Source organism: Paenibacillus camerounensis, assembly GCF_000723885.1.
Taxonomy (GTDB): Bacteria; Bacillota; Bacilli; order Paenibacillales; family Paenibacillaceae; genus Paenibacillus_AQ; species Paenibacillus_AQ camerounensis.
In genome coordinates this window covers 36,172-60,875 of record NZ_CCDG010000026.1, presented here as the reverse complement: position 1 = coordinate 60,875, position 24,704 = coordinate 36,172, and the positions used below count along the sequence as shown (strand labels likewise).

The 24,704-nt window shown below is 51.1% G+C and carries 16 protein-coding genes; 10 read left to right on the top strand and 6 right to left on the bottom strand.

The window, feature by feature from the left end; genetic code table 11:
* The first annotated feature begins 158 nt into the window (after positions 1–158).
* Positions 159–1,031: a YitT family protein gene (locus BN3772_RS11340; RefSeq protein ID WP_042199499.1), complete on the top strand. Its 873-nt coding sequence runs from the start codon at positions 159–161 to the stop codon at positions 1,029–1,031.
* Between the two features lie 50 nt (positions 1,032–1,081).
* Here the strand turns inward: BN3772_RS11340 and BN3772_RS11335 are convergent, their stop codons facing one another.
* Positions 1,082–1,525 (bottom strand): MerR family transcriptional regulator, encoded by a 444-nt coding sequence (locus tag BN3772_RS11335; protein ID WP_042199497.1) that lies wholly within the window; start codon positions 1,523–1,525, stop codon positions 1,082–1,084.
* 129 nt (positions 1,526–1,654) lie between these two features.
* Here BN3772_RS11335 and BN3772_RS11330 point away from each other — a divergent pair, with 129 nt between their 5' ends.
* From BN3772_RS11330 to BN3772_RS11320, 3 genes are all read left to right on the top strand, one after another.
* Positions 1,655–2,686: an SDR family oxidoreductase gene (locus tag BN3772_RS11330; RefSeq protein WP_042199495.1), complete on the top strand. Its 1,032-nt coding sequence runs from the start codon at positions 1,655–1,657 to the stop codon at positions 2,684–2,686.
* Between the two features lie 210 nt (positions 2,687–2,896).
* Positions 2,897–4,297 carry an MFS transporter gene (locus tag BN3772_RS11325; RefSeq protein WP_042199493.1) on the top strand — a complete coding sequence of 467 codons (1,401 nt, stop codon included), beginning with the start codon at positions 2,897–2,899 and terminating at the stop codon, positions 4,295–4,297.
* 16 nt (positions 4,298–4,313) lie between these two features.
* Positions 4,314–4,922, top strand: a complete 609-nt coding sequence (locus tag BN3772_RS11320) for a TetR/AcrR family transcriptional regulator (protein WP_086074523.1) — start codon at positions 4,314–4,316, stop codon at positions 4,920–4,922.
* 67 nt (positions 4,923–4,989) lie between these two features.
* Here the strand turns inward: BN3772_RS11320 and BN3772_RS11315 are convergent, their stop codons facing one another.
* From BN3772_RS11315 to BN3772_RS11295, 5 genes are all read right to left on the bottom strand, one after another.
* Positions 4,990–5,913, bottom strand: a complete 924-nt coding sequence (locus BN3772_RS11315) for a carbohydrate ABC transporter permease (RefSeq protein WP_042174225.1) — start codon at positions 5,911–5,913, stop codon at positions 4,990–4,992.
* A 14-nt stretch (positions 5,914–5,927) separates the two neighbouring features.
* Entirely contained in the window at positions 5,928–6,926 is a 999-nt protein-coding gene (locus BN3772_RS11310; RefSeq protein WP_244444721.1) for an ABC transporter permease, read from the bottom strand.
* A gap of 69 nt (positions 6,927–6,995) precedes the next feature.
* Positions 6,996–8,690, bottom strand: a complete 1,695-nt coding sequence (locus BN3772_RS11305) for an extracellular solute-binding protein (RefSeq protein WP_042199489.1) — start codon at positions 8,688–8,690, stop codon at positions 6,996–6,998.
* 127 nt (positions 8,691–8,817) lie between these two features.
* Positions 8,818–10,272, bottom strand: coding sequence for a response regulator transcription factor (locus tag BN3772_RS11300; protein WP_042199487.1), 1,455 nt, complete (start codon positions 10,270–10,272; stop codon positions 8,818–8,820).
* 1 nt (position 10,273) lies between these two features.
* Positions 10,274–12,016 carry a sensor histidine kinase gene (locus tag BN3772_RS11295; RefSeq protein WP_042199486.1) on the bottom strand — a complete coding sequence of 581 codons (1,743 nt, stop codon included), beginning with the start codon at positions 12,014–12,016 and terminating at the stop codon, positions 10,274–10,276.
* A 258-nt stretch (positions 12,017–12,274) separates the two neighbouring features.
* On the opposite strand from BN3772_RS11295, the gene BN3772_RS11290 reads away from it, so the two are divergent.
* The 6 genes from BN3772_RS11290 to BN3772_RS11265 all read left to right on the top strand — a co-directional run bounded on the left by BN3772_RS11290 (position 12,275) and on the right by BN3772_RS11265 (position 24,689).
* Complete coding sequence (locus BN3772_RS11290; protein ID WP_086074520.1) at positions 12,275–14,590, top strand: AraC family transcriptional regulator; 2,316 nt, start codon at positions 12,275–12,277, stop codon at positions 14,588–14,590.
* On the top strand, positions 14,587–16,083 hold the full coding sequence (locus BN3772_RS11285; RefSeq protein ID WP_042199485.1) for an extracellular solute-binding protein: 1,497 nt from the start codon (positions 14,587–14,589) through the stop codon (positions 16,081–16,083). Before BN3772_RS11290 ends, BN3772_RS11285 begins: the two co-directional genes overlap by 4 nt.
* 250 nt (positions 16,084–16,333) lie before the next feature.
* On the top strand, positions 16,334–17,299 hold the full coding sequence (locus tag BN3772_RS11280) for an ABC transporter permease (protein WP_425280433.1): 966 nt from the start codon (positions 16,334–16,336) through the stop codon (positions 17,297–17,299).
* 41 nt (positions 17,300–17,340) lie between these two features.
* Complete coding sequence (locus BN3772_RS11275) at positions 17,341–18,213, top strand: carbohydrate ABC transporter permease (RefSeq protein WP_042199483.1); 873 nt, start codon at positions 17,341–17,343, stop codon at positions 18,211–18,213.
* Between the two features lie 112 nt (positions 18,214–18,325).
* Positions 18,326–19,867, top strand: a complete 1,542-nt coding sequence (locus BN3772_RS11270) for an extracellular solute-binding protein (RefSeq protein ID WP_042199482.1) — start codon at positions 18,326–18,328, stop codon at positions 19,865–19,867.
* Positions 19,868–19,991: 124 nt separating this feature from the next.
* Positions 19,992–24,689 (top strand): pectinesterase family protein, encoded by a 4,698-nt coding sequence (locus BN3772_RS11265; protein ID WP_052380460.1) that lies wholly within the window; start codon positions 19,992–19,994, stop codon positions 24,687–24,689.
* Positions 24,690–24,704: the final 15 nt, after the last annotated feature.

The window sequence follows — 24,704 nt, the reverse complement described above, 5'->3', positions numbered from 1 at the left end:
TTGTCCTTTACCCAAACACTCTCCGTCTGGTGCCCCCCAAGCCGCTGCTCTTTTGCCAGAACGGCCCTGCCATTTGCTAAGAAAGTGATAAATATTATAGACTGGTTTCTGTGAGCTTTTTTGTAAGAGGTAAATTTATTCAGAAACGGGGAAGTTTTATGAATGTAAGAAGACAGCCGAAATCGAATAAGCTAAAGGTTTTTTCAAAGGCGGCATTAGTAACCATCGGGGCTATGATCGCTGCGTATGGTCTGGAAGCTGTGTTAATTCCCAATAATGTCTCTGACGGAGGCGTGACAGGTCTAAGTATCGTGGGCTCGCAATTGTTCGGTCTTCCGCTGGGGCTGCTGATTGCGGTTATTAATATCCCTTTTGTGTGGCTCGGTTATAAGCAGATCGGCAAAAGCTTTGCCCTTTATTCCATCCTAGGTATAGCTTCATTAGCGGTCGGCACGGTCCTGATGCATCACGTACCGACGATTATTCAGGGGGATACCCTGCTGGTTACGGTAGTCGGCGGGATTATTATCGGTTTCGGGATGGGTCTAGCTTTGCGTAACGGCGGGGCGCTCGACGGGATTGATATGCTGGCTGTGCTGCTGTCACGGAAGCTGCCTTTTGGTACGAGTGACCTGATCCTGTTCCTGAACACCTTTGTGTTCATTGTCGTGTCAACCGTGTTTGGTCTGCAGGGGGCGATCCTGTCGGCACTCGCTTATTTTATTGCTTCAAAAGTTATACATATCGTAGAGGAAGGTCTGAGCGGCTCCAAAACGTTCAAAATTATTACCAACCAGCCTGAAGTCATGGTCGAAACCATCCGCGACCGGCTTGGCCGGGGAGCAACCTATACTGATGCATACGGCGGCTACTCCAATGAGCAGTTCAAAGAAATTACCTGTGTCATTAACCGTCTGGAAGAAAGCAAGATTAAAGATATCATCCATGAAATTGACCCGGGTGCTTTTGTCGTAGTGTACGATGTGGCTGAGGTTAAGGGCGGTAACTTTAAAAAGAAAGACATTCACTAATTATCATATGACGCGCCCTGCTGGAGGAGCATTTTTCTTCCTCAGGCGCGTTATTTTTGTGCAGCATATGGACTGGGTAGGCCGTTCGCACGTTTTTCCTCTTCCACGAAACGGATCTGCTCTTTAACAATATCGGCAGCCTTAGGGGAAGCATAGATTTCGAGCTTGGAATCAACCTGGTTGAGGTTTTGTGTAAGATTCTCTATATCCCTTAGGATTTTTGCCCGGTGCTCCAACAGCAGGCTTTTTCGGGGATCAATGGTGTCTGCACCCTGCATAACAAAATCAACATAATTTCTGATGGCCTTAATCTCCATTCCTGTATCTTTCAGACAACAGATGGTGCGGATCAGGTACAGGTCTGATTCTGTGAATACCCGCCGGCCCGCTTTATTTCGTGAAACAAACGGCAGCAGTCCTTCTTTATCGTAAAAACGGATCGTATAGATGGACAGGTTGAAAATTTCTGCTACATCCTTGATAGAATATGTCATGTTATAGAGCTCCTTTATTTTTATTTACTGAATATGCTTGACCTCGATATAACTCTAGGTATTAGCATGAGTGTAAATCACCGTTAGATATTATTCAAGCGGTTAACAAACTTAGAGGAGGAACAGCAGATGTCAGCGACGGTAATGGTAACGGGAGGCAGCGGATTTGTCGGCGCACAAATTATTTTTCAATTATTACAGCAAGGGTATAACGTGAAAACAACGCTCCGCTCATTAAGCCGCAGCAATAAAGTGATTGATCTATTAAAGACTAACGGAGTTACCTCCTACGGAAATCTTGCCTTTGTGGAGGCGGATTTGTCCAAAGATGATCATTGGGACGAAGCGATGAAGGGCTGCGATTACGTATTAAGTGTGGCTTCTCCAGTCTTTTTCACAATACCCAAAGATGAGCGTGAAGTGATCCGCCCTGCGGTGGAGGGTATTATCCGTGTACTAAAGGCTGCGCGTAACGCAGGTGTAAAGCGTGTTGTAATGACTTCTAATTTTGGAGCAGTGGGCTTCAGCAATAAAACTCCGGGCAAGGTGACAACGGAGGCAGACTGGACAAATCCGGAGGAAAAGGGCTTATCCGCGTATGAGAAATCAAAGCTGTTAGCAGAACGAGCAGCTTGGGATTTCATTGAAAAGGAGGGCGGAAATCTGGAGTTTGCTGTAATTAATCCTGTGGCGATCCTGGGCCCGGCCTTAAGCGAGCATGTCTCAGGCAGCTTCGGGCTGTTGAAGCATTTATTGGATGGATCGATGAAAGCTGTTCCGAACATCCCGCTCAATGTGGTGGATGTCAGGGATGTAGCTGATTTGCACATACGTGCAATGACCAGTCCTGATGCGAGCGGGCAACGTTTTATAGCATCGGCAGACGGTCAAATCTCCATGCCCCAGATTGCTGCACTGTTACGGAGTAAACGAAGCGGCATTGCGGAAAAGATTTCTGGAAAAACACTGCCTGATTGGGTAATCACCTTGGGGGGGATCTTCAACAAACAGGCTCAGGAGGCTTCCCTGCTGTTAAAGATGAGCCGTACTGTTAGTAATGAAAAGGCAAAGAAGCTGCTTGGCTGGAAGCCGGCTGCCAATAAGGAAGAGGCTATCCTTGCTTCCATTGATAGCATGATCAGGTTCGGAATTATAAGCTGATCTGGAATAGGTTCATACTATGAAAAAGACCTGCCATTCAGGCAGGTCTTTTAATATAAGAGCAGACGGAGCTGTGTTAAGCATGCAGCGGGGATATTCACCTTTGACAAAAAAACAGAAGCGAGTTATGATTCGCTTAAATGTCAGTCAGTACTGACAGTCGATCGAGCCGGGAACGGCAGGTTTATTTTATAGAAAAGAGGCCCTACAATGCAGACAAAGAGCAGCGCACCCGCAAATAACGGCGAGCGGCTAATGCGTATTCTTGTATTTACTCTGATCATCTCGGTGATGAACGGAACGATGTTTAACGTAGTGCTTCCGGTGATCAGCAAGCAATTTCTGCTGTCGCCGTCACAGGTAAGCTGGATGGTATCAGGCTATCTGATTGTATATGCAATCGGCACTGTTACCTTTGGCAAGCTGACGGACAAATACAGCCTGAAGAATCTGCTTACGTTCGGCCTGATCTTTTTAGCGGCGGGTTCCTTAGTGGGAATCGTGTCCACCGAGTACTGGATGATGATCGTGGCGCGTCTGCTGCAGGCCGTCGGGGCATCTGTTATACCGGCGCTGGCAATGATTATCCCGATCCGTTATTTCTCCCCTGAAAAGCGCGGGCGCGCACTGGGGACTTCAGCCATCGGAATAGCGCTTGGCTCTGCAATCGGCCCGATTATTGCCGGGTTTGTGTCTACGGTGTGGAGCTGGCAGGTGCTTTTCGCCATTCCGCTGCTTGCCTTGTTCACGTTGCCGTTCTACCGTAAATACCTGGACGATGAAAAAGGTTCGGACAGCAAAATGGACTTCATTGGCGGTGTTCTGTTAGCAGGGACCGTTGCTGTACTGCTGCTTGGCTTAACTAATGGAGGGGCCTGGTATGCTGTAATCGGATTTGTTCTGCTGGTACTGTTCGTATTACGCATCCGCTATGCAGCTCATCCGTTCATTGATCCGGTTGTTTTCCAGAATAAAGCTTATACCTCCGGTCTGGCTATTGCCTTTGTATTGACTGCCATCAGCTTCAGTACTCCGTTCATTACGCCCCAGCTCCTGTCACAGCTAAACGGTCTGTCACCGGCTGTCATCGGACTGATTATGCTGCCAGCTGCGCTTATCACGGCATATATGGGACGTAAAGGGGGCAGGCTGGCTGATGAAAAAGGGAATTCATTTCTTTTAACCGCGGCAGCAGCCCTGCTGATCTTTGGCTTTATCTGCCTGTCTACGGTTGCGGGTATGCTGCCTGTGTTCGTTGCCGTCTCGCTGATCTTCACTGTGCTCGGCCAATCCTTTATGCAGATTGCTTTATCAAACACCATATCCCGTACCTTATCCAAGGAGCAGGTCGGGATTGGGATGGGCCTGTTCTCCATGTTAAACTTTATTGCAGGAGCGGTATCTACGGCGGCAATAGGCAAAATTCTCGATCTCGGCACAACAACGATAAGGTTTAATCCGATTCCCCGGAATGACGCCGCTTTTGTATACAGTAATATTTTCTTAGCCCTGGCGTTGCTGGTGGCAATCATGGCTTCCCTATATTTCGTTCCATTCGGGCGCGGATCTGATAAGGCCACAGCTGAACGGACGGGAACTGCCAGACTATAATCATGAGGTGGAAATAATGATTGAAGGAAGCAACGCTGCTACAAGTACCGGTGATAAGCTGCTGCTGGCTGCGATTGATCTGATGGCAAGCAAGGGCTATAAGGGGGTAACCACCCAGGAGATTGCCGCTGCCGCCGGGTTGAGCGAGAAGACGCTGTTCCGCCATTTCGGAAGTAAGCAAAACCTGCTGGAGACAGCCTTTGACCGGTTTCATTATGCGGAGGAAATGACCAGACTGTTCAATGAAAAGCTGGTGTGGGAGCTGGAAACTGATCTGCTGCTGATCAGCCGGACTTACCATGAGATCATGAACCGTAACCGCAAAATGATTATGATCAGTGTAAAAGAAGCAGATCATCTGCCGGGCTTTCGTGAGCGCACGATCAAGCACCCGAAGCAATTCATTGAGATTTTGACCCGTTATTTTATGGAGATGACCGCTCAGGGTAAGCTGATCGAGACCAACGCGCAGATGCAGGCCTATTCTTTCATTTCTATGAATTATGGAGTGTTTCTCAATGATTTAGCCGGAGGTGAACATTTCCCTAACCTGACAGTGGAGGAGTTCATCATGGAGAGTGTAGGGACATTTGTGAGGGGATTGGCGCGGCAGGCTTATTGTTAAGCAAGCAAAAGGAGCAGGAAGACCGGTAACGGTGTTTCCTGCTCCTTTTGCTGCTGCCAAAGCTCCATCATCCTTTTACCGAGCCCAGCAGCACCCCTTTAACAAAGAACTTCTGCGCAAACGGGTACAGAATAATCATGGGCAGGGAGGCGATAACCATTGCGGCCAATTCAATCGTTCGTGCCGTGACGTTACCGACTCCGCCGGTATTATTAAGCAGATTGGCAACAGCGAGATTGGTGCCGTTGTTCATGCTCATCATGTTCTCAACCGCACGGTTTGACTGAATGAGCCGCAGAATTAAGTACTGCAGAGTCTGCAGATCGGTAGACTGCGTATAGTAGAGCGTCGCTCCGTAGTCGTTCCAGATGTTAACGGCTGTAAAGACAGACAATGCGGCCAGTACGGGTTTGGATAAGGGCAGGACAATCTGGAAGAAGATGCGGTATTCGCTGGCCCCGTCCATTTTGGCGGATTCAAATAAAGCTTCCGGAATGCCCTTGTAGTTGGCGTTGAAAATAATGACATTCCAGAACCCGCCGAACAGGGCAGGGAGGATATAGACCCAGTAGCTGTCATATAATCCAAGCCAGTTCATCAGCATATAGGAAGGAATCAGGCCGCCGCTGAAATACATGCTGATGAAGCCGATCGTAATGTAAAAGGCCTTGCGCCGCAAATAGGGACGGGAGAAGGCATAGGCAAACATCGACGTATACAGAATGGATACCGCTGTAACAATTACAGTCCGCGAGGCTGTAATCCAGGCCGCGTACAGAATGCCCTGGTCCGACAAGACCGCTTTCCAGCTGGCAAAAGTGAATTCCCGCGGCCAGAGGAACACAGGACCACGGAGTAAGTCTCCTCCGCTGTTAAATGAACTAATGACCGAAAACCAGAAGGGATACACGGTCATGATCATGAGCAGGATCATTATAGCAATGGTTAAACCGTTAAACAGCCGCTCCCCGGCGTGGTTTCCGCCCACCATAAGCGATTTCCTCCTTAGAACAATCCGGTTTTAGTTATTTTGTTAGATATCCAGTTTGACCCGACCAGCAGGACCAGAGCAAAGACAGACTTTGTTAAACCGATCGCGGTCGCAGACGAAAATTGAAAATTGAGAAGTCCGGTCTGATAAACATACGTATCGATAACCTGGCTGGCAGGCAGATTTAGCGTATTCTGCAAGACATAAATCTGGGTAAAGTTGTTATTCAGCATGCCGCTGACAGCAAAAATAATAAGTACCATCAGTGTCGGAAGAATACCTGGTATTGTTACATGGAGCATTCGTTTAAAACGACCTGCGCCGTCGATTGCCGCCGCCTCATGCAGGCTCTGGTCCACTCCGGCCATTGCGGCCAGGTACAGGATAGCACCCCAGCCGAGGTCCTTCAGCAGGCCCGTCGCAATGGCGACACCCCAGAAATATTTCGGATCAGCCAAAAATTGCAGAGGAGAGTCGATGAAGCCCAGTTGAAGCAGTACATAGTTAACGATGCCATCGCTGTTCAGCAGTGTAATAAATAACCCGCCGAATATGACCCAGGACAGAAAATGCGGTAAGTAAGTGACCGTCTGGACGACCGCCTTGAAGCGGGAATTGCGGATTTCATTGAGCAGCAGGGCAAACAGCAGGGTGCACGGAATGCTGACTGCTGCGCCAAGCAGGTTAATGCCCAGGGTGTTGCGGATCATTGGCCAGAACTGGAAATTGGTAAACAGTCTTTTGAAATGGGCCATCCCGTTCCAGTCCGCTGTAAAGATGCCTTTGATACCCATAACCGGCTCAAAATCTTTAAAGGCCATGAGCAGCCCGAACAGCGGTGTGAAATCGAACAGGAAGATCAGGAACACAGCAGGCAGCAGCATCGTTTTGAGCTCCAGCTGTGTGCGGAAGTCGTAGCCGAGCCTGAAGGATTTTTGCTTGCGGGATGCCTTATTCTTCTTCTTAGCAGAAGTTATTGGTTCGATCGTCGCCATACCGGTTTCTTCCTCCAATCCGGCTTGCACCTGCCGCAGTTGTGCCGCCGCAGGCTCAAGCCTGTTTATCTTTGGTTCAGCTGCTTATCAGGAATTGATACCTTTGGTATGAACACCGTATTCATCGCTTTTCTGCTGAATATACAGGTTGCGCTCGGCATCCAGCTTTTCAATCCCCAGCTTCTTCAACTGGTCAATCAGCTCATCGTACAGCCGGTTAAATTCATCATCTGTTTTGGACATCACAATCTTGGCAATCTGTGCTTCTTTATAAGCCTTGATCTGTGTTTCAATATTGGCGTTATCGCTGTTAGCAGGGAAGAGATCGGCTGGCAGTGACAGGGCGGAGCTGTCGTATATATGAGTCTCCTTATCTTTACCGTAAGCTGCCTGGACTTTATTGGCGGTTACAGCTTCCTTATCTGTTTCCTCAGTTGGAGGCTGCTGTACCGAATAAGAGAAGGTAGTGTGATGGAACGGCCAGATCGCACTGACGGCTGTATTCATATAATCTGCCGCGTCCTTCAGACCTTTTTCGGTTTTGACAAGCAAGCCTTTGTCGTCCAGAGTGTAATGTTCACCTTCAAAGCCGTAAATATGCAGCATCATCCCTTCCTTGCTGGTCATATAACTGAGCCATTTAGCCAGCTTCTCAGGGTATTTGGTATCCTTGGAAATCAGAGTTTTCATCCAGCCGCCGCCGGCCCGTTGACTTTTATCCAATGTCGGAGCTTTGCCGCCAGCGGACAGGATGGGACCTGAAGACTGCCAGTAATCGTTAAGCTGGAATGAGGTGTTGGCGGTATTTCCGATAAAGGTGAACACCCGGCCGGAGGCGACATCGGCCTTGACTGCGGCGTTGTCGACAGTCATCTGTCCCGGCTCAAAGTAACCGCTGCGCATGGACTGATTCAGAAAAGACAAAGCATCTTTGGTTTCAGGAGCAAGCAGCAGATCCCTATAGGTTCCGTCTTTATCCACAACCATTGCACCGAAGGTGTCCTGGAGGAACTTGAGAGTGGTGTCCTGATAGCCCTTGCCGTCCACCAGCAGCGGAATCACCGGTGTGCCGTCCACCTTAAGGCCTTTGGCTTTGTCATAAGCAGCCAGCAGCCCTTCTTCGGTACGGATATCCTCAAGTGTCATGCCGATCTGCTCCAGAATGCTGCCGTTTACCATAATGCCCAGATTGGAGGCATAATCCACCAGGTCAACGTAGAACTCACCGGAAGGAGGGTAGACGCTGCGGGCATCTGCTGAATTGATATGGCTCGGGTAGGAATAGAAGCCGCCGTCACGCTCTTCAACCACTGCTTTTACGTCAGCCGGAAAGTCTTTAAGAATGTGGGATTCCGGATCGTATTTGGTCAGGAATTCTTCCAGGTCCCACACCTTATCCGACTGGATCAGCTTCTTCACCATCACATCATTCGTAACCGTCAGCACATCAGGAAAATCCTTGCCGGATACGAGCATCAGATTCAGCTTCGTATCACCGTCCTGGGCCGGAATGTTGAATTCAAAGCTCAAGCCGGTTGCTTCTGAAATTGCGCCCTGCACTGACTTCGGATCTGTGTTCCAGGCGGCCGGGGGATTCCAGAAATCAATGCTGGAGAACCATACGGCCTGATCCAGCTTCCCGCTGTCCGCTCCGGCTGTATCCGGTGACGGTGATGCGGCATTGCCCGCATTACCGTTAGGAGAACCTGAGCCTCCGCATGCTGTAACCAAAAGTGATAAGGCTAATAAACCGCTTAGTGCCAGTGGCTTCATTCTTTTCATTTCTCTTTAAACCTCCCCGTTTGTTGTAATGAGGCATAAGACAATTCTTATGCTAAACGTTCAGCCGTCCAGGGCATAGGGCTGGAGTTTGCTGTTTTGGTGTTTTGTTCACGGTTTGAATCCGCTTTCACAGTTTGCGGTATTTGCTTGGCGTTACACCGAAGTGTTTTTTAAACAGCTTGTTGAAATGGAAATAATCCTTATAGCCGATCCGCTGCACGATCTCATGGATCGACAGCTCCGGGTCTGCGAGCAGCTGACGGGCCAACTGCAGACGTTTGGCAGCCACATAGTCCGAATACGTAGTGCCTGTTTCCCTTTTGACGAGTGCACTTGCATAGCCGGTGCTGAGGCGGAAGTTGCGGGCTACCTCGCTTAGCAGCAGATCTTGGGTAAAGCTGTCATCAATATAATCCAGCACCCGCTTGGCAAGCCCGCTCGGGCTAACAGCCGGTTCACCGGCTGCATTTTCAAAGCTGGCCCCAAGGCGGGCGAAGAGCTCTTCAGAGGTGCAGTGCTGACGGGCGATCGTTTCATAGGTTAACAGCTCCGGACCGGAGTTCCAGGAAGATTCATAGTACTTGTAATACAGGCTGACAATCTGATTGTAGGCAAAAGCGACCTGATCGGCCGGCAGCAAATGAGTCCGGCATATGGAAGCTATAAGCGAGATATCCGAGGTGATATCATCCTGGCTTTGTTCCTTAATAGACACTTCCAGTCTAAGCAGCATTTTACGCAGTTCAGCAGGGGGCAGAACAGGCTTGTAGCGCAGCACATTCTCTGCCCGGTAAAAGGCCGAGCTGTATAGAGCAATGTCAGCTTCCTGATGAAGGCGGGAAAGCGGGGAGTCAAGCAGGCCCAGGCTGCTGATGCCGTTCCATTCCGCAGCTTGCAGATGCTCTGAAATGTAAGTCAGTAAATCAAGCGGATGGTTATCCTCGTCATAATTGATAAGAATGGACAGCTTATTCTGTCCGGTACGCATACGGAGCTCATGAAGCTGTCCCGCGTCTGCAGGACTGGTTAGGGTCGGCCAGTCCGGGGAGATCTCCGGGAACAGGCAATTGATGAAGCGGAAGTGAGGGAAGCTGGCCGGTATCCGCCTGCTTTCAATGAAGCTTGCAATGCTCACACTGTTATCCGGATCAAGCAGCTCGAACAGGTCATCCAGAAAAAGATCCAGACTGCTGTCGGACTGCTCCCTGGAATCCAGAAATTCTCCTACCCGTTTAGCCGCATCCTCCAACTGGTCCTGCTCCACCTGTTTGAGCAGATAATCAAAAGCACCGTGGCGGATTGCCTGCTGGGCATAGCTGAAATCCGCATATCCGCTGATCAGCACAACCTGAGTGGGAAGTCCGCTCCTTTTAATATTTTCAAGCAGTTCAAGGCCATCCAGTCCGGGCATGCGGATATCGGAAATAACCAGCTCAGGCTGTTCCTGCATCACCTGCTGCCATGCACTGGCTCCGTCATAGGCTTCACCGATAATCCTGAAGCCGAGACGCTCCCAGTCAATCAGCTGGGATATGCCATAGGCAACCCAAGGCTCGTCATCGACGATTAATACTTTTCTCATGTTAGTCGGCCTCCGTCTCATCTAAAGGAATATGAATGGGAAAATCCAGCGTAACAATTGTACCTTGAACAGGGCCGGCCTCAATCTTAAGCGCTGCCTGTCCGCCGTAAAACAGCTTAAGCCGGCGGAAGCTGTTAGCGAGGCCGATCCCGGAGCCCAGCAGTTCTGTACGATGGTCGCCTGTAAGCTCAGCGTGCAGCAAAAAAGCCTGGAGCTGTTCCAGCTTGTCCTCACGGAATCCGATCCCGTCATCTGCGACGACAGCCCGGATGAAGTCTGAATGAACGCTATGCAGCGTAACGGTAACCGTGCCGGGTCCGATTTTACGCTCCAGCCCATGGAAGACAGCGTTCTCAACCAATGGCTGAAGCAGCAGCTTCAGTGTCCTCACCTCGGTTAAGGACTCTTCCACCTCAAAGCGGATCGTGATTTTACCTCTGAAACGAAAGTCTATAATACGGGCATATTCCTGCATATGTGCAATCTCTTCACGGACCGTAACAAAGTTATCCCCTTTAACGGAATACCGGAACAGCCTCGATAAGGAGGAGGTAATTTCAGCAATGTCACCTACCTTGTGATAAAGGGATAAAGCCCGGATACTTTCCAGTGTATTGTACAAAAAATGGGGATTAATCTGATTCCGGTAAGCGGTGATCTCCATCTGTTTGCGGTCCAGCTCGGATTCGTACATTCTCCGCTGCGCATTCTGCACGTCATTGCCCAGCTGTACAATCGAATCCAGCATATGATTGATGCTTGTGCCCAGCACGCCAATCTCATTATGGTAGCTGTTATGGAACCGGGCTTGTCCTCCCCTGCGAGCATACGAGTTTACGAAATCCAAGAGGGCGCGTACGGGGCGCAGCAGCTGGAAATAGAACAGCAGCAGAAACAGCAGAAACACCAGTGAAATCACGGCATAAGCAACAACATTCAGCCGTTTGACCAGATCCAGCTCGGACAGAAGCTCGGCACGGGGGATATCACTGACAATGTTCCAGCCGTTGGCCAGTGTCCTGCTCAGCACAATATAGGTTTTGCCGGAGCTATGCTGATCAACATCCGCAAGCATGCGGGGATCAGGCCCGTCGGAGCCGGTTATGATACGGTCCCGGTCATCGGTCAGGAACAGGCGCGAATGCTCGGTCAGCTTCGATTTGCCTAAGACCGAGGTGAAATTTTTGACGTCCATATAAAATACGCACATACCGCGGTAGTCCTTAAGTACACGGTTATTCTGCAAATTGTACACCGGTACTGAAATGGTATAGAAGGTTCTGCCGGCCTGGTCAGAGGAGCCCAGCTCATATTTAATTTCATCTGCTGATCTTTGCTGCACTGGAGCAAAAGGTTTGCCGATACTGGTGGCGAGCTCCCCTTCCCGGTCGTAGAGCTGGATGCCCATTACCTCTTCCTTCAGGGCCAGTGTGCTGGAGAACTCGGCAATGATCTCCGGGTTCATCAGAATCTTCGTGAGCGGATCGTCGCTGCTTAAGTAGTTTTGCAGGACGGTGCTGTAAAGCAGAGAGTAAGAGATTCCGTCCATATCCTTGAAAAAGTTGGCCAGCGTCTCCTCTACCTGGAGCACGATTTTGTCAGCTGAGTCTGCGACCTGCTTCTCTACTGTACGCTCCGCAATTTTATTAGACACAGCGAACGATACCAGTACGATAATAAACGTTACTCCGATCAAGTAGACCAGTTGTCTGAACAAGCCTACATTGTGAAATGGATTGCGCATAGGTTCCCTCCCGGCGATTCTTGCCCATATCATAACTTATTCTTTATTTGTGCGCATAAAAAGCTTAAAAAGCAGCATTTACCTCCCGGCTCAGATTCTGTTGATAAATTAGTGACTGCTTGTGGGATACAGGGAAAATCAGTAAAATGTCAAAGAGGTTATCTGAAGTATATTGTGTGAAATACCATTAGCTGGGATGATAAAGGTTGCCTGGGGATTATGATCTGCTCTACAGAATGGATGTCAGGAGGAATAGAGTTGAGCAAATACTTGCTGAAGCTGCTTGCATATAGTCTGGTGCTGGGCATTCTGCCTACGATCATTATCGGCTTTGCCTCCTATTCTACAGCTTCAAGGGATATGGAGACGAAGGTCAAGGAAATGAATATGCAGTGGCTGGATCAGACGCAGATGCGTGTCGAGCAGATTCTCAGAACCACAGAGAAATCAGCCACACAGTTTGCCAACTCCTCTCTTGTCAGGGAGTCCATAAGCAGCCCGTTATCTTCAAACAACTTTGAAGCCGTCCGCCAGCTAACCAAGGAGCTGTATAACCTGCAGTCAAGTGATGCCATTATTACACAGGCGTATCTGGTCAGCCTGGAGCAGAACTGGGCGCTTAACCTGAATGTAATGAAGCCGCTGGATCAGCTGGAGAACTACGAGGATTTTCTGGAGAATGCCAGACAGCCCAAAAGCATCTTCTGGTATACGGGGGTCTCGGCTTCCGGTACCGATGATTTATACGAACCTGTGGAAACGATTACATTAGTGCATAAAATCCCTATTCTGCCGCGGACCAATGAACCTCAGGGGCTGCTGGTCGTTAGCATTGTTCTATCGGAAATCCAGGATGTCATGCAGCTATCCTCCAATGTATCCAGCCGGAATTATATTCTGGACCGGACGGGGACCGATATTCTGGCAGCCGGACCGGATAAGGCCAGATACAAAGAGATTAACAGCGGGGTGCTTGACCGGCTTAACGCTGATGCGGAACGGCCGACAGGAATACTGAATACGAAGCTGGACGGAAAAGAAGCGGCTGTCATGTACCGTTCCTCAGGCTATAACAGCTGGACCTATATCTCGGTGGTGGATATCGGGGAGATCAAAAGGGATACGCAAAAAATAGCCGGATTCACAATTCTGGTATGCCTGACTATCCTGCTGTTTGTTGTTACTATAGCTCTGTATGGAAGCCGCAGAATGTATCTGCCTATCCGTAATCTGCTGAAGGTGGCGCGGACCTACGGGGATTCCGATTCAGACCAGCGTACCCCGCGCAGCCGGGATGATCTTGAATACATCAAGTCGAGCTTTCAGTCCCTTGCCGGATCACGGGATCTGCTGGAGAAGCAGATAACGGGCCAGACCAGCCATCTGAAGGAATATTTCGTATTAAAGCTGCTCACCGGCCAGATCAGCGAAAACGACTATTTATTCCGCTCAGACAAATACGGCTTTCCTGAAGGCTGGAAGAGCCTCGGGGTGCTTGCCCTGCAGATTGATAATCTGCAGGAGACCCGCTGCCGGGAGGAGGACCGTGAGCTGCTGCTCTATGCGGTCAGCAATATTGCCCAGGAGGTGCTGCCTGCCTCGCTCCGTTTTCCGCCGATTACGCTGAACGGTTCTCAGGTTACGCTGATTGCTACGGATAAGGAAGACAGGGAGGCGGTTAGAAAGATTCTGTATGAGGCTGCAGAGTGTATTAAGCTAAATGCCGAGAAGGTGCTGCAGATTAAGGTGAGCATCGGAATCAGCAATCCGTATGTCCAGCTTACTGATACCGTCTACGCCTATGCAGAAAGCCTGAATGCCCTGAAGGCACGGATCAGTCTGGGACCGGAAATTATTATTCATTACGGGGATACCGGGAACCATGCAGCAGACAGTCATTATGAATACTCCCATCTGAAAATTCTCGAGGACCGGGTGATCTACGCCATCAAGGAGATGCAGCCGGACAGCGCTTCTGAGCTGCTGGGCCAGTATCTGGACACCCTCGTCCATAAGGACCGCCCGCTGTATGAGCATCAGACCATGCTGCTGCAGCTGGCCTCCGGCATCCTGCGGATCGCCCAGGAGCAGGGAATTCCGGTCAAGCAGGTGCTGGAGGGGGAGAGCAGCCTGAGAACCATTTTTCAGCTGCAGACCCGGGAGGAGATCATTCACTGGTTTGAATCCAGATTGTTCAGGCCTCTAATCAGGCTGCTGTCAGACAGCTCCAGAATCCAGTACGTGAAAATTGCCGACAGGCTGGTGAGTCTGATTCATGAGCAGTACGATCAGGATATTACACTGGAAATGTACTCGAAGCTGCTGAGCTATCATCCGGTGTACTTAAGCCGTATTTTCAAGCGGGAGATTGGAGTCTCGTTCAGCGATTACCTGACAGACTACCGGATGAAGATGGCCAAGGAGATGCTGGAGACGACGGATATGAGGATAGCGGAAATCAGCGAGAAAATAAAATACAAAAATATCAGCTCGTTTATCCGCAGCTACAAGAAAACCTATCAGATTACCCCGGGCCAATACCGGGAGAATATGATGAATGGAGTCCAGGAATGAAAATAAATCTCTGCCGTGGTGTAGCTATCCTGATGCTGCCGGCTCTTCTTGCCGGCTGCGGGCCTGTGGACGGAAGCTCCAGGCAATCCGCCGGCCCGGCTCCCTTTCGTCTGTCCATAGGTGCCACCCTGATCGGTGAGCTGCCGCCCAACAATAATGTAGTAGAGCAGGCAATTGAAGCTTATACGGGCACCGAGCTGCAGATTGACTGGATTCCGATGTCTGCTTATGACGATAAGCTGAGGCTGATGATTGCTGCCGGCGAGCTCCCCAAGCTGGTTAAGCTGGGCTATACACCGGACTATATCAGCACGATCAAAGCCGGCCAATTCTGGGAGCTCGGGCCGCTGCTGAAGGATTACCCTCATTTATCAGTACTGGACAGCGAGTACTACAGCAATATCTCGGTGGAAGGGCGGATCTATGGCATCCCCATTGTCCGTGATCTCGGCCGGGCGACCATCCAGTACCGCAAGGACTGGTTCGATAAGCTGGGCCTGAAGGTGCCGGTTACGCTGGAGGACTGGTATACTGTCGTGCGCGCGATGACCCTGGAGGACCCTGACGGGAACGGGAAGCAGGATACGTACGGCATGGTGCTGGATAAAAGATTCAATCAGGATGTCAGCTCGATGCTGACCCGGATTTCCGTCTCCCAGGGCGGGCCGAACAAGTGGCTGGTGGAGAACGGCAAGTTTACCCCCGAATTCCTGACCGGTACCTTTTATGAAACGATGCAATTATTCAGAAGGCTCTACGCGGAGAAGCTGATCAATTCTGATTTTGTAGTTATCGATAATAATGAAGCCTCCAGAATCTATGATTCAGGCCGTGCGGGTATTCAGATCTCCGGAGGGAACGTCCAGAGCTGGATGGATAAATTAATTAAGACAGTGCCGGACGCCAAAGTGGATGTAGCCTTTCTTGCCGGACCGGCAGGCATCCGTCTGCCGGGTGAGCCGGGCAATGCCGGGTTCTTCGCAGTTCCCAAGGATTCTGTAAAAACACTGGAGGAGGTCAGGCAGATCCTCGAATTTCTCGACAAGCTGTTTGAGCCTCCGATGCAGACCGTCATTACAAGAGGAATTGAAGACCGGCATTGGTCTGACCAGGGAGATTATGCCGAGATTACGGACCGCACGCTGGATCTGAGAGAGGTGAAGCCGTACCGGGATCTGCTGCCCAATCTGGCAGAGTATCAGCGTTCGATTAAGCCGGTCCGTCAGCCTGAGCTGTACCAGAAGAATCAGCAGATCGGCAAAATGAACCGGGAATATACCGTAGACAATCCGGCCCTGACACTGGAGTCGGACACCTATAGAGAAAGAGGCAAGGAACTGGAGACCATTATTCTGGATGCCCAGACCAAATTCATTATGGGCATGATCGATGAGGAGGGCTGGCGGGCGGAGCTGGCCAAGTGGCAGGCGGCAGGCGGCACTCAAATGTGTCTTGAATATGAGCAGGCCTACAGCAGCAGGGCGGCGGAATAACCGGCGGGTTGAGATCACGGATCTCGCCCGTTTTTTTTTGTTTATATCACGCTATAACCATGGTTATCTGGAGTCAACGGTAAAGGATATATGAAGGCTATAGCAGGCTGCGGAATCTCCGGAAAGCCTTATGGGCAGCGGCCGGACAGCTACAGCAATGAACAGGTTGCCCCAGCCTTATAGCCGGTCAAGGCAATCTGAAATAAGATGGGGCCAGAAACCAAACAGGACCATAAGGAGGTTACAAAAGGTGAAGCAGAATGTCTCAACTTCTGCAGGGACGCCCGGCATTAAAGCCCCCAGGGGCAAGGCGGGTACCCTGCTGCGGGATATTATCCGGGACAAGTGGCTGTATCTGATGCTGCTGCCCGGTGTCATCTATTTCATTATCTTTAAGTACGTCCCGATGTACGGGGTATCGATGGCTTTTATGGATTATAAGCCGTACACCGGTTTTCTGGGCAGCCCTTGGGTGGGCCTCAAGCATTTTGAACGGTTTTTCTCGGAGCCGCAGTTCGGCATGCTGTTCCGCAATACGGTTATTCTGGCAGTCTACAATCTGGTATTCTTTTTCCCGATGCCGATTATCCTCTCCCTTATGCTTAATGAGGTAAGGAGAGCCAAGTTCAAAAATTTCGTGCAGACCCTGATCTATATTCCGCACTTTGTCTCATGGGTCGTGGTTGTCGGGATCTTCTATATTCTGCTAACAACGGAGAATGGGGTCCTGAATGAGCTTCTGTATCGGATTACCGGCGAAAAAATAGCCTTCCTGCTGGAAGCGGAATGGTTCCGGACGATGATTATCACCCAATCGATCTGGAAGGAAATCGGCTGGGGAACGGTCATATTCCTGGCTGCCCTGGCCGGTGTCGATCTGCAGCAGTATGAAGCAGCACGGATTGACGGGGCCAGCCGCTGGCGCCAGCTGTGGCATATTACACTGCCAGCGATACGCAGCACAATCATCATCCTGTTTATTCTGCGGCTGGGCAACTTCCTGGATTCCGGGTTTGAGCATATCTTCCTGATGATTACGCCGACCAACCGCGAGGTGGGGGAAGTATTCGATACCTACGTGTATACCAAAGGGATGACCCAGGCCCAGTACAGCTACAGTGCGGCGGTCGGATTGTTCAAATCGGCAGTAGGGCTGGTGCTGGTATTAGGGTCGAACTGGCTCGCCAAAAAATTCGGAGAAGAAGGGGTCTACTGAACCCGCTGCATGAACAAGGAACGGAGGAGGAGTATTCTACTATGCTTCAAGATAAAACCATCGGTAACCGGATTTTTGACATTATCAATTACACGCTGTTAATTCTGATCGCGCTGGTCTGTGTGCTGCCCTTTGTATATGTGCTGGCGGTTTCCTTTACCAGTCCGGCAGAAGTCGCGAGGGGCGGGTTAATCCTGTGGCCGAAGGAATGGTCGCTGGCCTCGTACCGGTATATTTTCTCAACGGATACGCTGTTCCGCAGCATGCTGGTGTCCATCTACATTACGGTAGTGGGGACTTTCATCAATCTGCTGTTCACTTCACTTATGGCCTATCCGCTGGCAAAAGCAACACTCAGAGGCCGCCAGTTCATTCTGCTTGCTGTACTGTTCACCATGCTGTTCGGCGGGGGCATGATTCCTACATACTTCGTAGTCAAGGCGATGGGGCTGACGAACAGCCTGTGGTCGCTGATGATCCCGAATGCGATCAGCGCCTTTAACCTGATTGTGCTTAAAAATTTCTTTCAGCAGATTCCTGACGGCCTGGAGGACTCGGCACGGATCGACGGCTGCACCGATGTAGGCGTGCTGTTCCGGATTGTGCTGCCGCTCTCGATGCCGGCGATGGCTACCTTTGGCCTCTTTTATGCGGTCGGTCACTGGAACCAGTTCTTCAGCGCCATTCTGTATATCAACGACAGCCGGCTGTATCCGATTCAGGTACTGCTCCGCCAGATCGTTATTTTAGCGCAGGGCAGCATTGGTGACACCTCGATTGACAACATAGAGATTCAGCCGCTGACGATACGGATGGCCGTAATCGTGTTTGCTACCGTTCCTATTCTGCTGGTCTATCCGTTCCTCCAGAAGCATTTTGCCAAAGGGGTAATGCTCGGATCGGTTAAGGGCTAAGAGGGCTAAAGATGCTTGCAAGGCAATGAACAGGCTATGAATGCTGTAGCTCCTGATAAACGGGCGTTACAGGCTTACCATAGAAATTTCTACAACCGGAGGGGTTAGGTTAATGAAGAAAAGAATGGCGTTACTAATGGGAGGCGCGTTACTGGCCACATCTGTATTGTCGGCATGCGGCAGCAATAATGGACAGAATGCGGCAGGCGGCAAAACGGATGCGGCTAAGGGTAACAGTAATGCACCTGCTGTGGAGGACACTTCACCGCTGGAGCTGTCCATTGCCGTACACCAGGCCGCTGAGGCGCCTGCCAAGGGAAATCCGATGGAGCAGGCTATTGAGAAATATACAAATACCAAGCTCAGCTTCCAGTGGATTCCGAATTCGGGCTATGACGAAAAAATTAACGTTATGATTGCCTCAGGAGAGCTTCCCAAGATCCTGAAGGTCAGCTATGTTCCAACCATTATCAGTGCCATGCAGGCTGATGTGTTCTGGGAGATTGGGCCGTATCTGAAGGATTATCCGAATCTTGCTGCCCAGCCTGAGACTTACTATAACAATATTAAAGTTGACGGAAAGCTGTACGGACTGCCGGTATTCCGCAGTGTAGGCCGCGCTGTTCTGCAGTACCGCAAGGACTGGTTCGATGAATCCGGACAGAAGGTTCCAAAGACGCTGGACGAGTGGTATAACGTGCTGAAGGCTGTAGCGGAGAATGACCCGGACAAGAACGGGAAGAAGGATACCTACGGAATCATGCTGGATAAGAACTACAATCAGGGTGTGGCTTCGACCTTAACCCGATTCTCTGTTATGCAGGGCGGCCCGAATAAATGGGAGGCCGATGAGCAGGGAAACTTCACTCCTGAGTTCATGACAGATGTATTTAACGATACGCTGGATTTATTCAGACGGCTGTATGCCGAGAAGCTGATCAATCAGGATTTTGCTGTGACCGATGCTCAGACCATCGATAAGGCATATGAAGCCGGCCGGGTAGCGCTGCGCATCTCCGGGGGCAATGCCCAGTCCATGCAGACCAATCTCGTGAAGGTTGTGCCTACCGCCGTTATGGATGCGGCTGCACTGGAAGGGCCTGGCGGAATCCGGGTTCCTGCCGAGAGCGGAAATGCCGGAATATTAGCATTGCCGAAGTCCTCCGTTCAGGATGAAGCGGAAATGAAACGGGTGATGACGTTCCTCGATCAGCTGCTCGACAAGGAAATGGTCAATCTGATCAATAAAGGGATCGAAGGGACACATTATTCAGTAGAAGGGGATTTTACCCTTCCGCTGGATAAGGATGCGGATGCCAAGGAAGTGAAGCCTTACCGGGACACGCTGCTTCAGCGCGGAGAGTCCTATAATATGGATAAGCCGATGAAGCAGACAGAGCTGTTCCAGAAGAACAATAAAATCGTATCAGACAACGAACAATATGTCGTGTCCAATCCGGCCCTTACGCTGATCTCGACTACCTATACAGAACGCGGAAGCGAGCTTGAGCAGATGATCACGGACGCGGAAACCAAGTATATCATGGGCAAAATTGATGAAGCGGGCTGGAACGCCGAAATTGAGAAATGGAAGCAGGCCGGCGGCAGCAGCCTGATGGAAGAGTATAAGGAAGCTTATCTGAAAAACAAATAAGATTTGCCGGCTGGAGTAGAACCGTCTTATGAACCTGGAAAGGAAGTAAGGCGGTTTTTTAGAGTAAGCATGAAATCGCTTATATGAGCACCGGTTTATCAATTTTGAAACAAGGAGGACACACATGTACAAGCAGATGAAAAAAGCCATGAGCCAGCTCATGGTGCTTGTGATGCTGGTAACGGCTGTGTTTGGCCTGCAGCCTGCCTCCGCAGAGGCGGAGGGCAATGCACAGGGCGGCCAGGTCGAGGTATGGGACTTCGGAGGCGTACAGGCAGCGGGAGATTCCTATATCAATCACATTACAGTGGATACACTAAATGGTTTAGGCTCCTTTATCGGGGCCGGCTGGTTCAGGGAGAATACCGCGTTCGGCGGCTTAACGGTAATGACCCCAGCCGGGGGCGGTTACCACAGGCTGTATTATTACGACGGTGAAGTGAACGGCGCATTATCCTACGGCAAGCCTACCACCAAGACCTTCAGCGACGGCTATGTCAGCAAGGGCTCTGTCTATTCTGCCGGCAACGGGGATGCTTCAGCCAAATACATCCGGCTGGAGAATGTGAAAGCCGGAGACAAAATAACAGTTTACGGGTTTGTTACCAACGGGTCCGGGCCGGCTACCGTTAATTTTGCCCTGACCAGCAGCACTACCGGTGAAGTGGTGACCAGCAGCACCGACCCGTTTACTTCAGCGGGGCAGATCCTTGAATATCATGCACTGGCCTCGGGAACCCTGCAGCTGTTTTATTCGGAGTCAGGGAGCTATAAACCCAATGTGGCCCGCATTACCAGAACACCGGGTGTCACAGTATCCGGTACGCTGGGCCTGAATGGGCATGCGCTTTCCGGTCATTCCATTGTTTTTCAGAATCAGTCCACCGGGGAGCTGCTGCCGGCTGAGCTTGCTGCTGACGGCACTTACACGGCTGCTCTTACAGCAGGCTACACGTACACCGCCGTTCTCCGTGGCGTCAGCTCTGAGTATGCCATTTCGGATACCTCCAAGAGCGTAGCCGTTACGCTTGCTGATCTGGGCAGCGGCATTAAGAATGTCCATTTAAATGTGGTAAAAACCTCCATGGCGAAGCTCAGCGGTACCCTTAGCGGATTTGAGTCAGGCTACAGCCTGAACAGTCTGAAGGTTACCCTGGTTCCGCCCCAGGGAAGTCTTGCTCCGGTTGTAGAAGCTGTACTGGATACTGCAGCGCTGACTTACTCGGCAGATCTCCGTGCCGGAGAACGTTATACCCTTACCCTTTCCGGCGTGAATGATTACGTGCTTACAGGCGAAGCGGACGTTAACATCAGCAAGGATAACGTGCGGCCCGTCACGGTTGCGAAGGCACCGGTTTATAACGCAACGGGTGCTTTTACCGGATTGCCGTCCGGGGTCACCGTCAGCAGTCTCAAATTTACGAATCTAAATGACGGGTACAGCTATACCGGAAACGTTACGAGCGGCGGTTACTCAGTCAAGCTGAGGGATGGCGCCTATGCAGTGACCGCAGTTTGCTCTGACCCTGCCTACACAACTGCAGGACACACCGTTATTAAGGGAAGCGGCGCGGTAAAGGAGCTCAAATTCTCAACCTCCAAGGCTCCGGCTGCTCTTCCGCTGGTTCAGGATCTGTATGTGGGCGACAGCGCCAAAGAGTATAATTTCAGCTCGGTCAAGGAGGCACTGGCAGCAGCCGCGAGAATGAATCCTTCCAGCGAGGCTGAGCGGATTACGATCCATATTGCCCCCGGCACTTACCGGGCTCAGCTGAAAATCGCCACTCCTTACATCAGCCTCGTCAATGCCGATCCGGGTAAGGAGGTTAAAATCACGTGGTACTACGGGGTTGGCTACGATTATTACAGCGCAGGCCCGGATGGGCTGTACAATGAGGACCGGGCTTTTGATAAATACCTGAAGGGCAATCCGGGCAGCTTCAAATGGGGAGCCACCGTGTTTGTTACAGGTGCTGCCACCGGCTTCCGGGCAGAGAACATCGTGTTTGAGAATTCTTTTAACAAGTACATTACTGAGGAGGAGCTGGAGGACGGAGTTGAGGTCACAACGATTAACACGCCTACCAATCTGACTCCAAGAACAGCTTCCCTGGATGCCAGATCGAGAGGGGCAACGGAACGGGCGGCTGCCATCGCGGTCGAAGCCGATCAGGCTGAATTCTATAAATGCTCCTTTTTGTCCAACCAGGATACGCTGTTCACGGGCAACACCCGCCAGTATTACAAGGACAGCTTCATAGAAGGGAACACCGACTATATTTTCGGCTCGGGCAACGTTGTATTCGATAACAGCACGCTTAACTTCACAGGCTACAGCGACCAGGATTCGGGAGGCCATATTACAGCAGCCAAGCCTTCTTCCGCAGCTGATCCGTCCTTTCACGGCTATCTGTTCAGGGACAGCATAGTCACTGGCAGCTCTGCTAATAACTACAAGGCATCCGGGGATTTCGGGAGACCGTGGGGACAGGATGCCAAGGTGACCTTTCTGGATACCAGACTGGAGAACAGCTCCATCATCTATCCGGAGGGCTGGGCCGGCATGAGCGGCTCCGTTCCGGAAAAGGCAGATTTCTATGAATACAACACGACCTATAACGGTATGCCGGTAGACACTTCAGCCAGAAAAGGGAAGGTGCTTAGCGCCGCATCGGCTGTGGTCGATGTGACCCGATACTTCGGCGCGGACTGGGTGCCTCATTACTATGAGCCGGGTACCTTGACACCGCCTGTGCTGCAGGCTGACTCCGTCAGCGAATCCCGGTCCATAATCAGCTGGCAGGGCGCACTCAGCAGCATCGGCTCCATCCTATATGAGGTATATCAGGATGGAGAGAAGGTCGCCACAACAACTGAAGCTACTTATACGGCGGATAATCTGGCTGCGCTGACGAGCTACACCTTTAAGGTCAATGCCGTCAACACTGCCGGAAATACGGCGGAAAGTAATGCTGTAGAGATTACTACCGCCGAGCAGGGACTGCCTGCTGCACCGGTCATAACGGCTGAACCCGGCGACGGGAATGCCACGATCTCCTGGTCAACAGTAACAGGTGCTACCTACTATACCGTCAAAGGCAGGTCTGCCGGCAGTGACGGATATGACCTGCTGCATACGGTTAGCCCGGCAACGGTTACCTCTTATACGTACTCGGAGTTAACCAACGGAACCGCCTATCATTTTGTTGTCTCCGCTTCCAATGAGCACGGGGAAGGCCCGGATTCCAATGAAGCTGCAGTAACCCCGGAAGCCGGAGCTGCACCCGGCACGGTTATTAAACCGGAGGATTTCACCGGCTATGACATCGGCAGTCCCGGCACACCGGGCTCATCAAGCTTTGATGGAGATACCAACCTGTTCACGCTGACCGGTTCAGGAACGGGAATCAATAAGAATGCCACCGGACTGGATCAGTTTTATATGAAGGCAGTCAAGGTCAAGGGTGACTATACGATCAGCGCCAAAGCGGTCTACAGTGAAGGCCAGCTGGGGGCGATGAGCTTAACGCTCAGAGAGAGCCTGGACCCGAACAGCTACCATTACACACAGGCAGCTACCGCTACAGGCGGACGAAAAATGTTCCGGTACAGCGGCTCCTCCAACGGCTCCAATTCGGTAATGCCCGTGAAGGGAACAGCCTACCTGCAGATCACCAAAACCGGCGACAAAATCCTGTCCATCGTCAGCACCCTGCCGATCCCGGCTAATCCGGTTGCCTCGGAGACGCTTGCGATCAGTACAGCAACCGCCAGCCAGCTGGGCCTGGATGAGAACGGGAATCCCAAGGAGCTGTATGCGGGGCTGATGGTGAATGCCGCCAATGCAGCTTCTTCCCTTACGGCTGTATTCGAGGATGTCAGAATTGTGATGGCTGATGGAACGGTGCTGTTCGATGCCAATGCCGGCAAGCCGGTCGCGCCGAAGAATGTCCAGGCCAAGCCTTATAATGCGGGCGCCCGGATTACCTGGGATGCGTTAAATACAGCCGCTTCCTATACGGTACAACAAAGCATAAGCCCGGAAGGGCCGTTTACAGAAGCGCTGACCGTCGGAGGCTCCGTATATGAAGCTTTCGTTACAGGGCTGGATAATGACAGAACCTACTATTTTGCCGTCACTGCAAAGAATGCCAGCGGGGAAAGCGTGCCGTCACAGGTGGTAAGTGTATCGCCTGACGCTTCAGCGGATTTGCCTCCGGTTGTTACGATGACTTCGGCTGAGCCGGCCGCCGGGGTGTTCAGTGCCCTGCTGCCGCTAAGCGGGACCGTGGATAAGGAGAGCATCCTGACCATCAGAAATAACGGGATTCCTGAAAAGCTGAACGGGACGGAAGAGCATTTACTTTTACACAAAGGGGATACGTTCAGTGCGAAGCTGATTCTGGTGCCGGGACGAAATGAAATTGAAATCAAGGCCACTGATACGTACGGCAATGAAACTGTTATTAATTATGCCGTCACTTACACGTATAGAGCGGGCAGTATTGGCTTCTATGATGCTGAGGGGCAAGCCGTTACTGTACTCGAAGCAGGCCGGGAAATCTGGATACAGGCAGAAGCAGAGAACTATATCGCTGCCACCAAAGATGTCCTGCTGTTTGCCGGACTGTATGACGAACATAACAACCTGATCAAATTCATCAGTGCGGCTGAGACCCTGTACAGCGGTGAGACAGATACCCTCTACGCCCGGCTGAGGCTTCCTGATGATGTGAGCGGCTATACGCTAAAAGCCTTTGTCTGGGACAACATGACTGACATGCAGCCTCTGTCTGAAACGGCCGAGTTACAATCCAATTAATCTGCAGGAGGATGA

Coding starts and splice junctions, on each gene's coding strand:
- BN3772_RS11330 (WP_042199495.1), top strand. CDS start 1,655: ATGTCAGCGACGGTAATGGTAACGGGAGGCAGCGGATTTGTCGGCGCA.
- BN3772_RS11270 (WP_042199482.1), top strand. CDS start 18,326: ATGAAGAAAAGAATGGCGTTACTAATGGGAGGCGCGTTACTGGCCACA.
- BN3772_RS11275 (WP_042199483.1), top strand. CDS start 17,341: ATGCTTCAAGATAAAACCATCGGTAACCGGATTTTTGACATTATCAAT.
- BN3772_RS11305 (WP_042199489.1), bottom strand. CDS start 8,690: ATGAAAAGAATGAAGCCACTGGCACTAAGCGGTTTATTAGCCTTATCA.
- BN3772_RS11300 (WP_042199487.1), bottom strand. CDS start 10,272: ATGAGAAAAGTATTAATCGTCGATGACGAGCCTTGGGTTGCCTATGGC.
- BN3772_RS11340 (WP_042199499.1), top strand. CDS start 159: ATGAATGTAAGAAGACAGCCGAAATCGAATAAGCTAAAGGTTTTTTCA.
- BN3772_RS11265 (WP_052380460.1), top strand. CDS start 19,992: ATGTACAAGCAGATGAAAAAAGCCATGAGCCAGCTCATGGTGCTTGTG.
- BN3772_RS11295 (WP_042199486.1), bottom strand. CDS start 12,016: ATGCGCAATCCATTTCACAATGTAGGCTTGTTCAGACAACTGGTCTAC.
- BN3772_RS11325 (WP_042199493.1), top strand. CDS start 2,897: ATGCAGACAAAGAGCAGCGCACCCGCAAATAACGGCGAGCGGCTAATG.
- BN3772_RS11320 (WP_086074523.1), top strand. CDS start 4,314: ATGATTGAAGGAAGCAACGCTGCTACAAGTACCGGTGATAAGCTGCTG.
- BN3772_RS11335 (WP_042199497.1), bottom strand. CDS start 1,525: ATGACATATTCTATCAAGGATGTAGCAGAAATTTTCAACCTGTCCATC.
- BN3772_RS11315 (WP_042174225.1), bottom strand. CDS start 5,913: ATGGTGGGCGGAAACCACGCCGGGGAGCGGCTGTTTAACGGTTTAACC.
- BN3772_RS11285 (WP_042199485.1), top strand. CDS start 14,587: ATGAAAATAAATCTCTGCCGTGGTGTAGCTATCCTGATGCTGCCGGCT.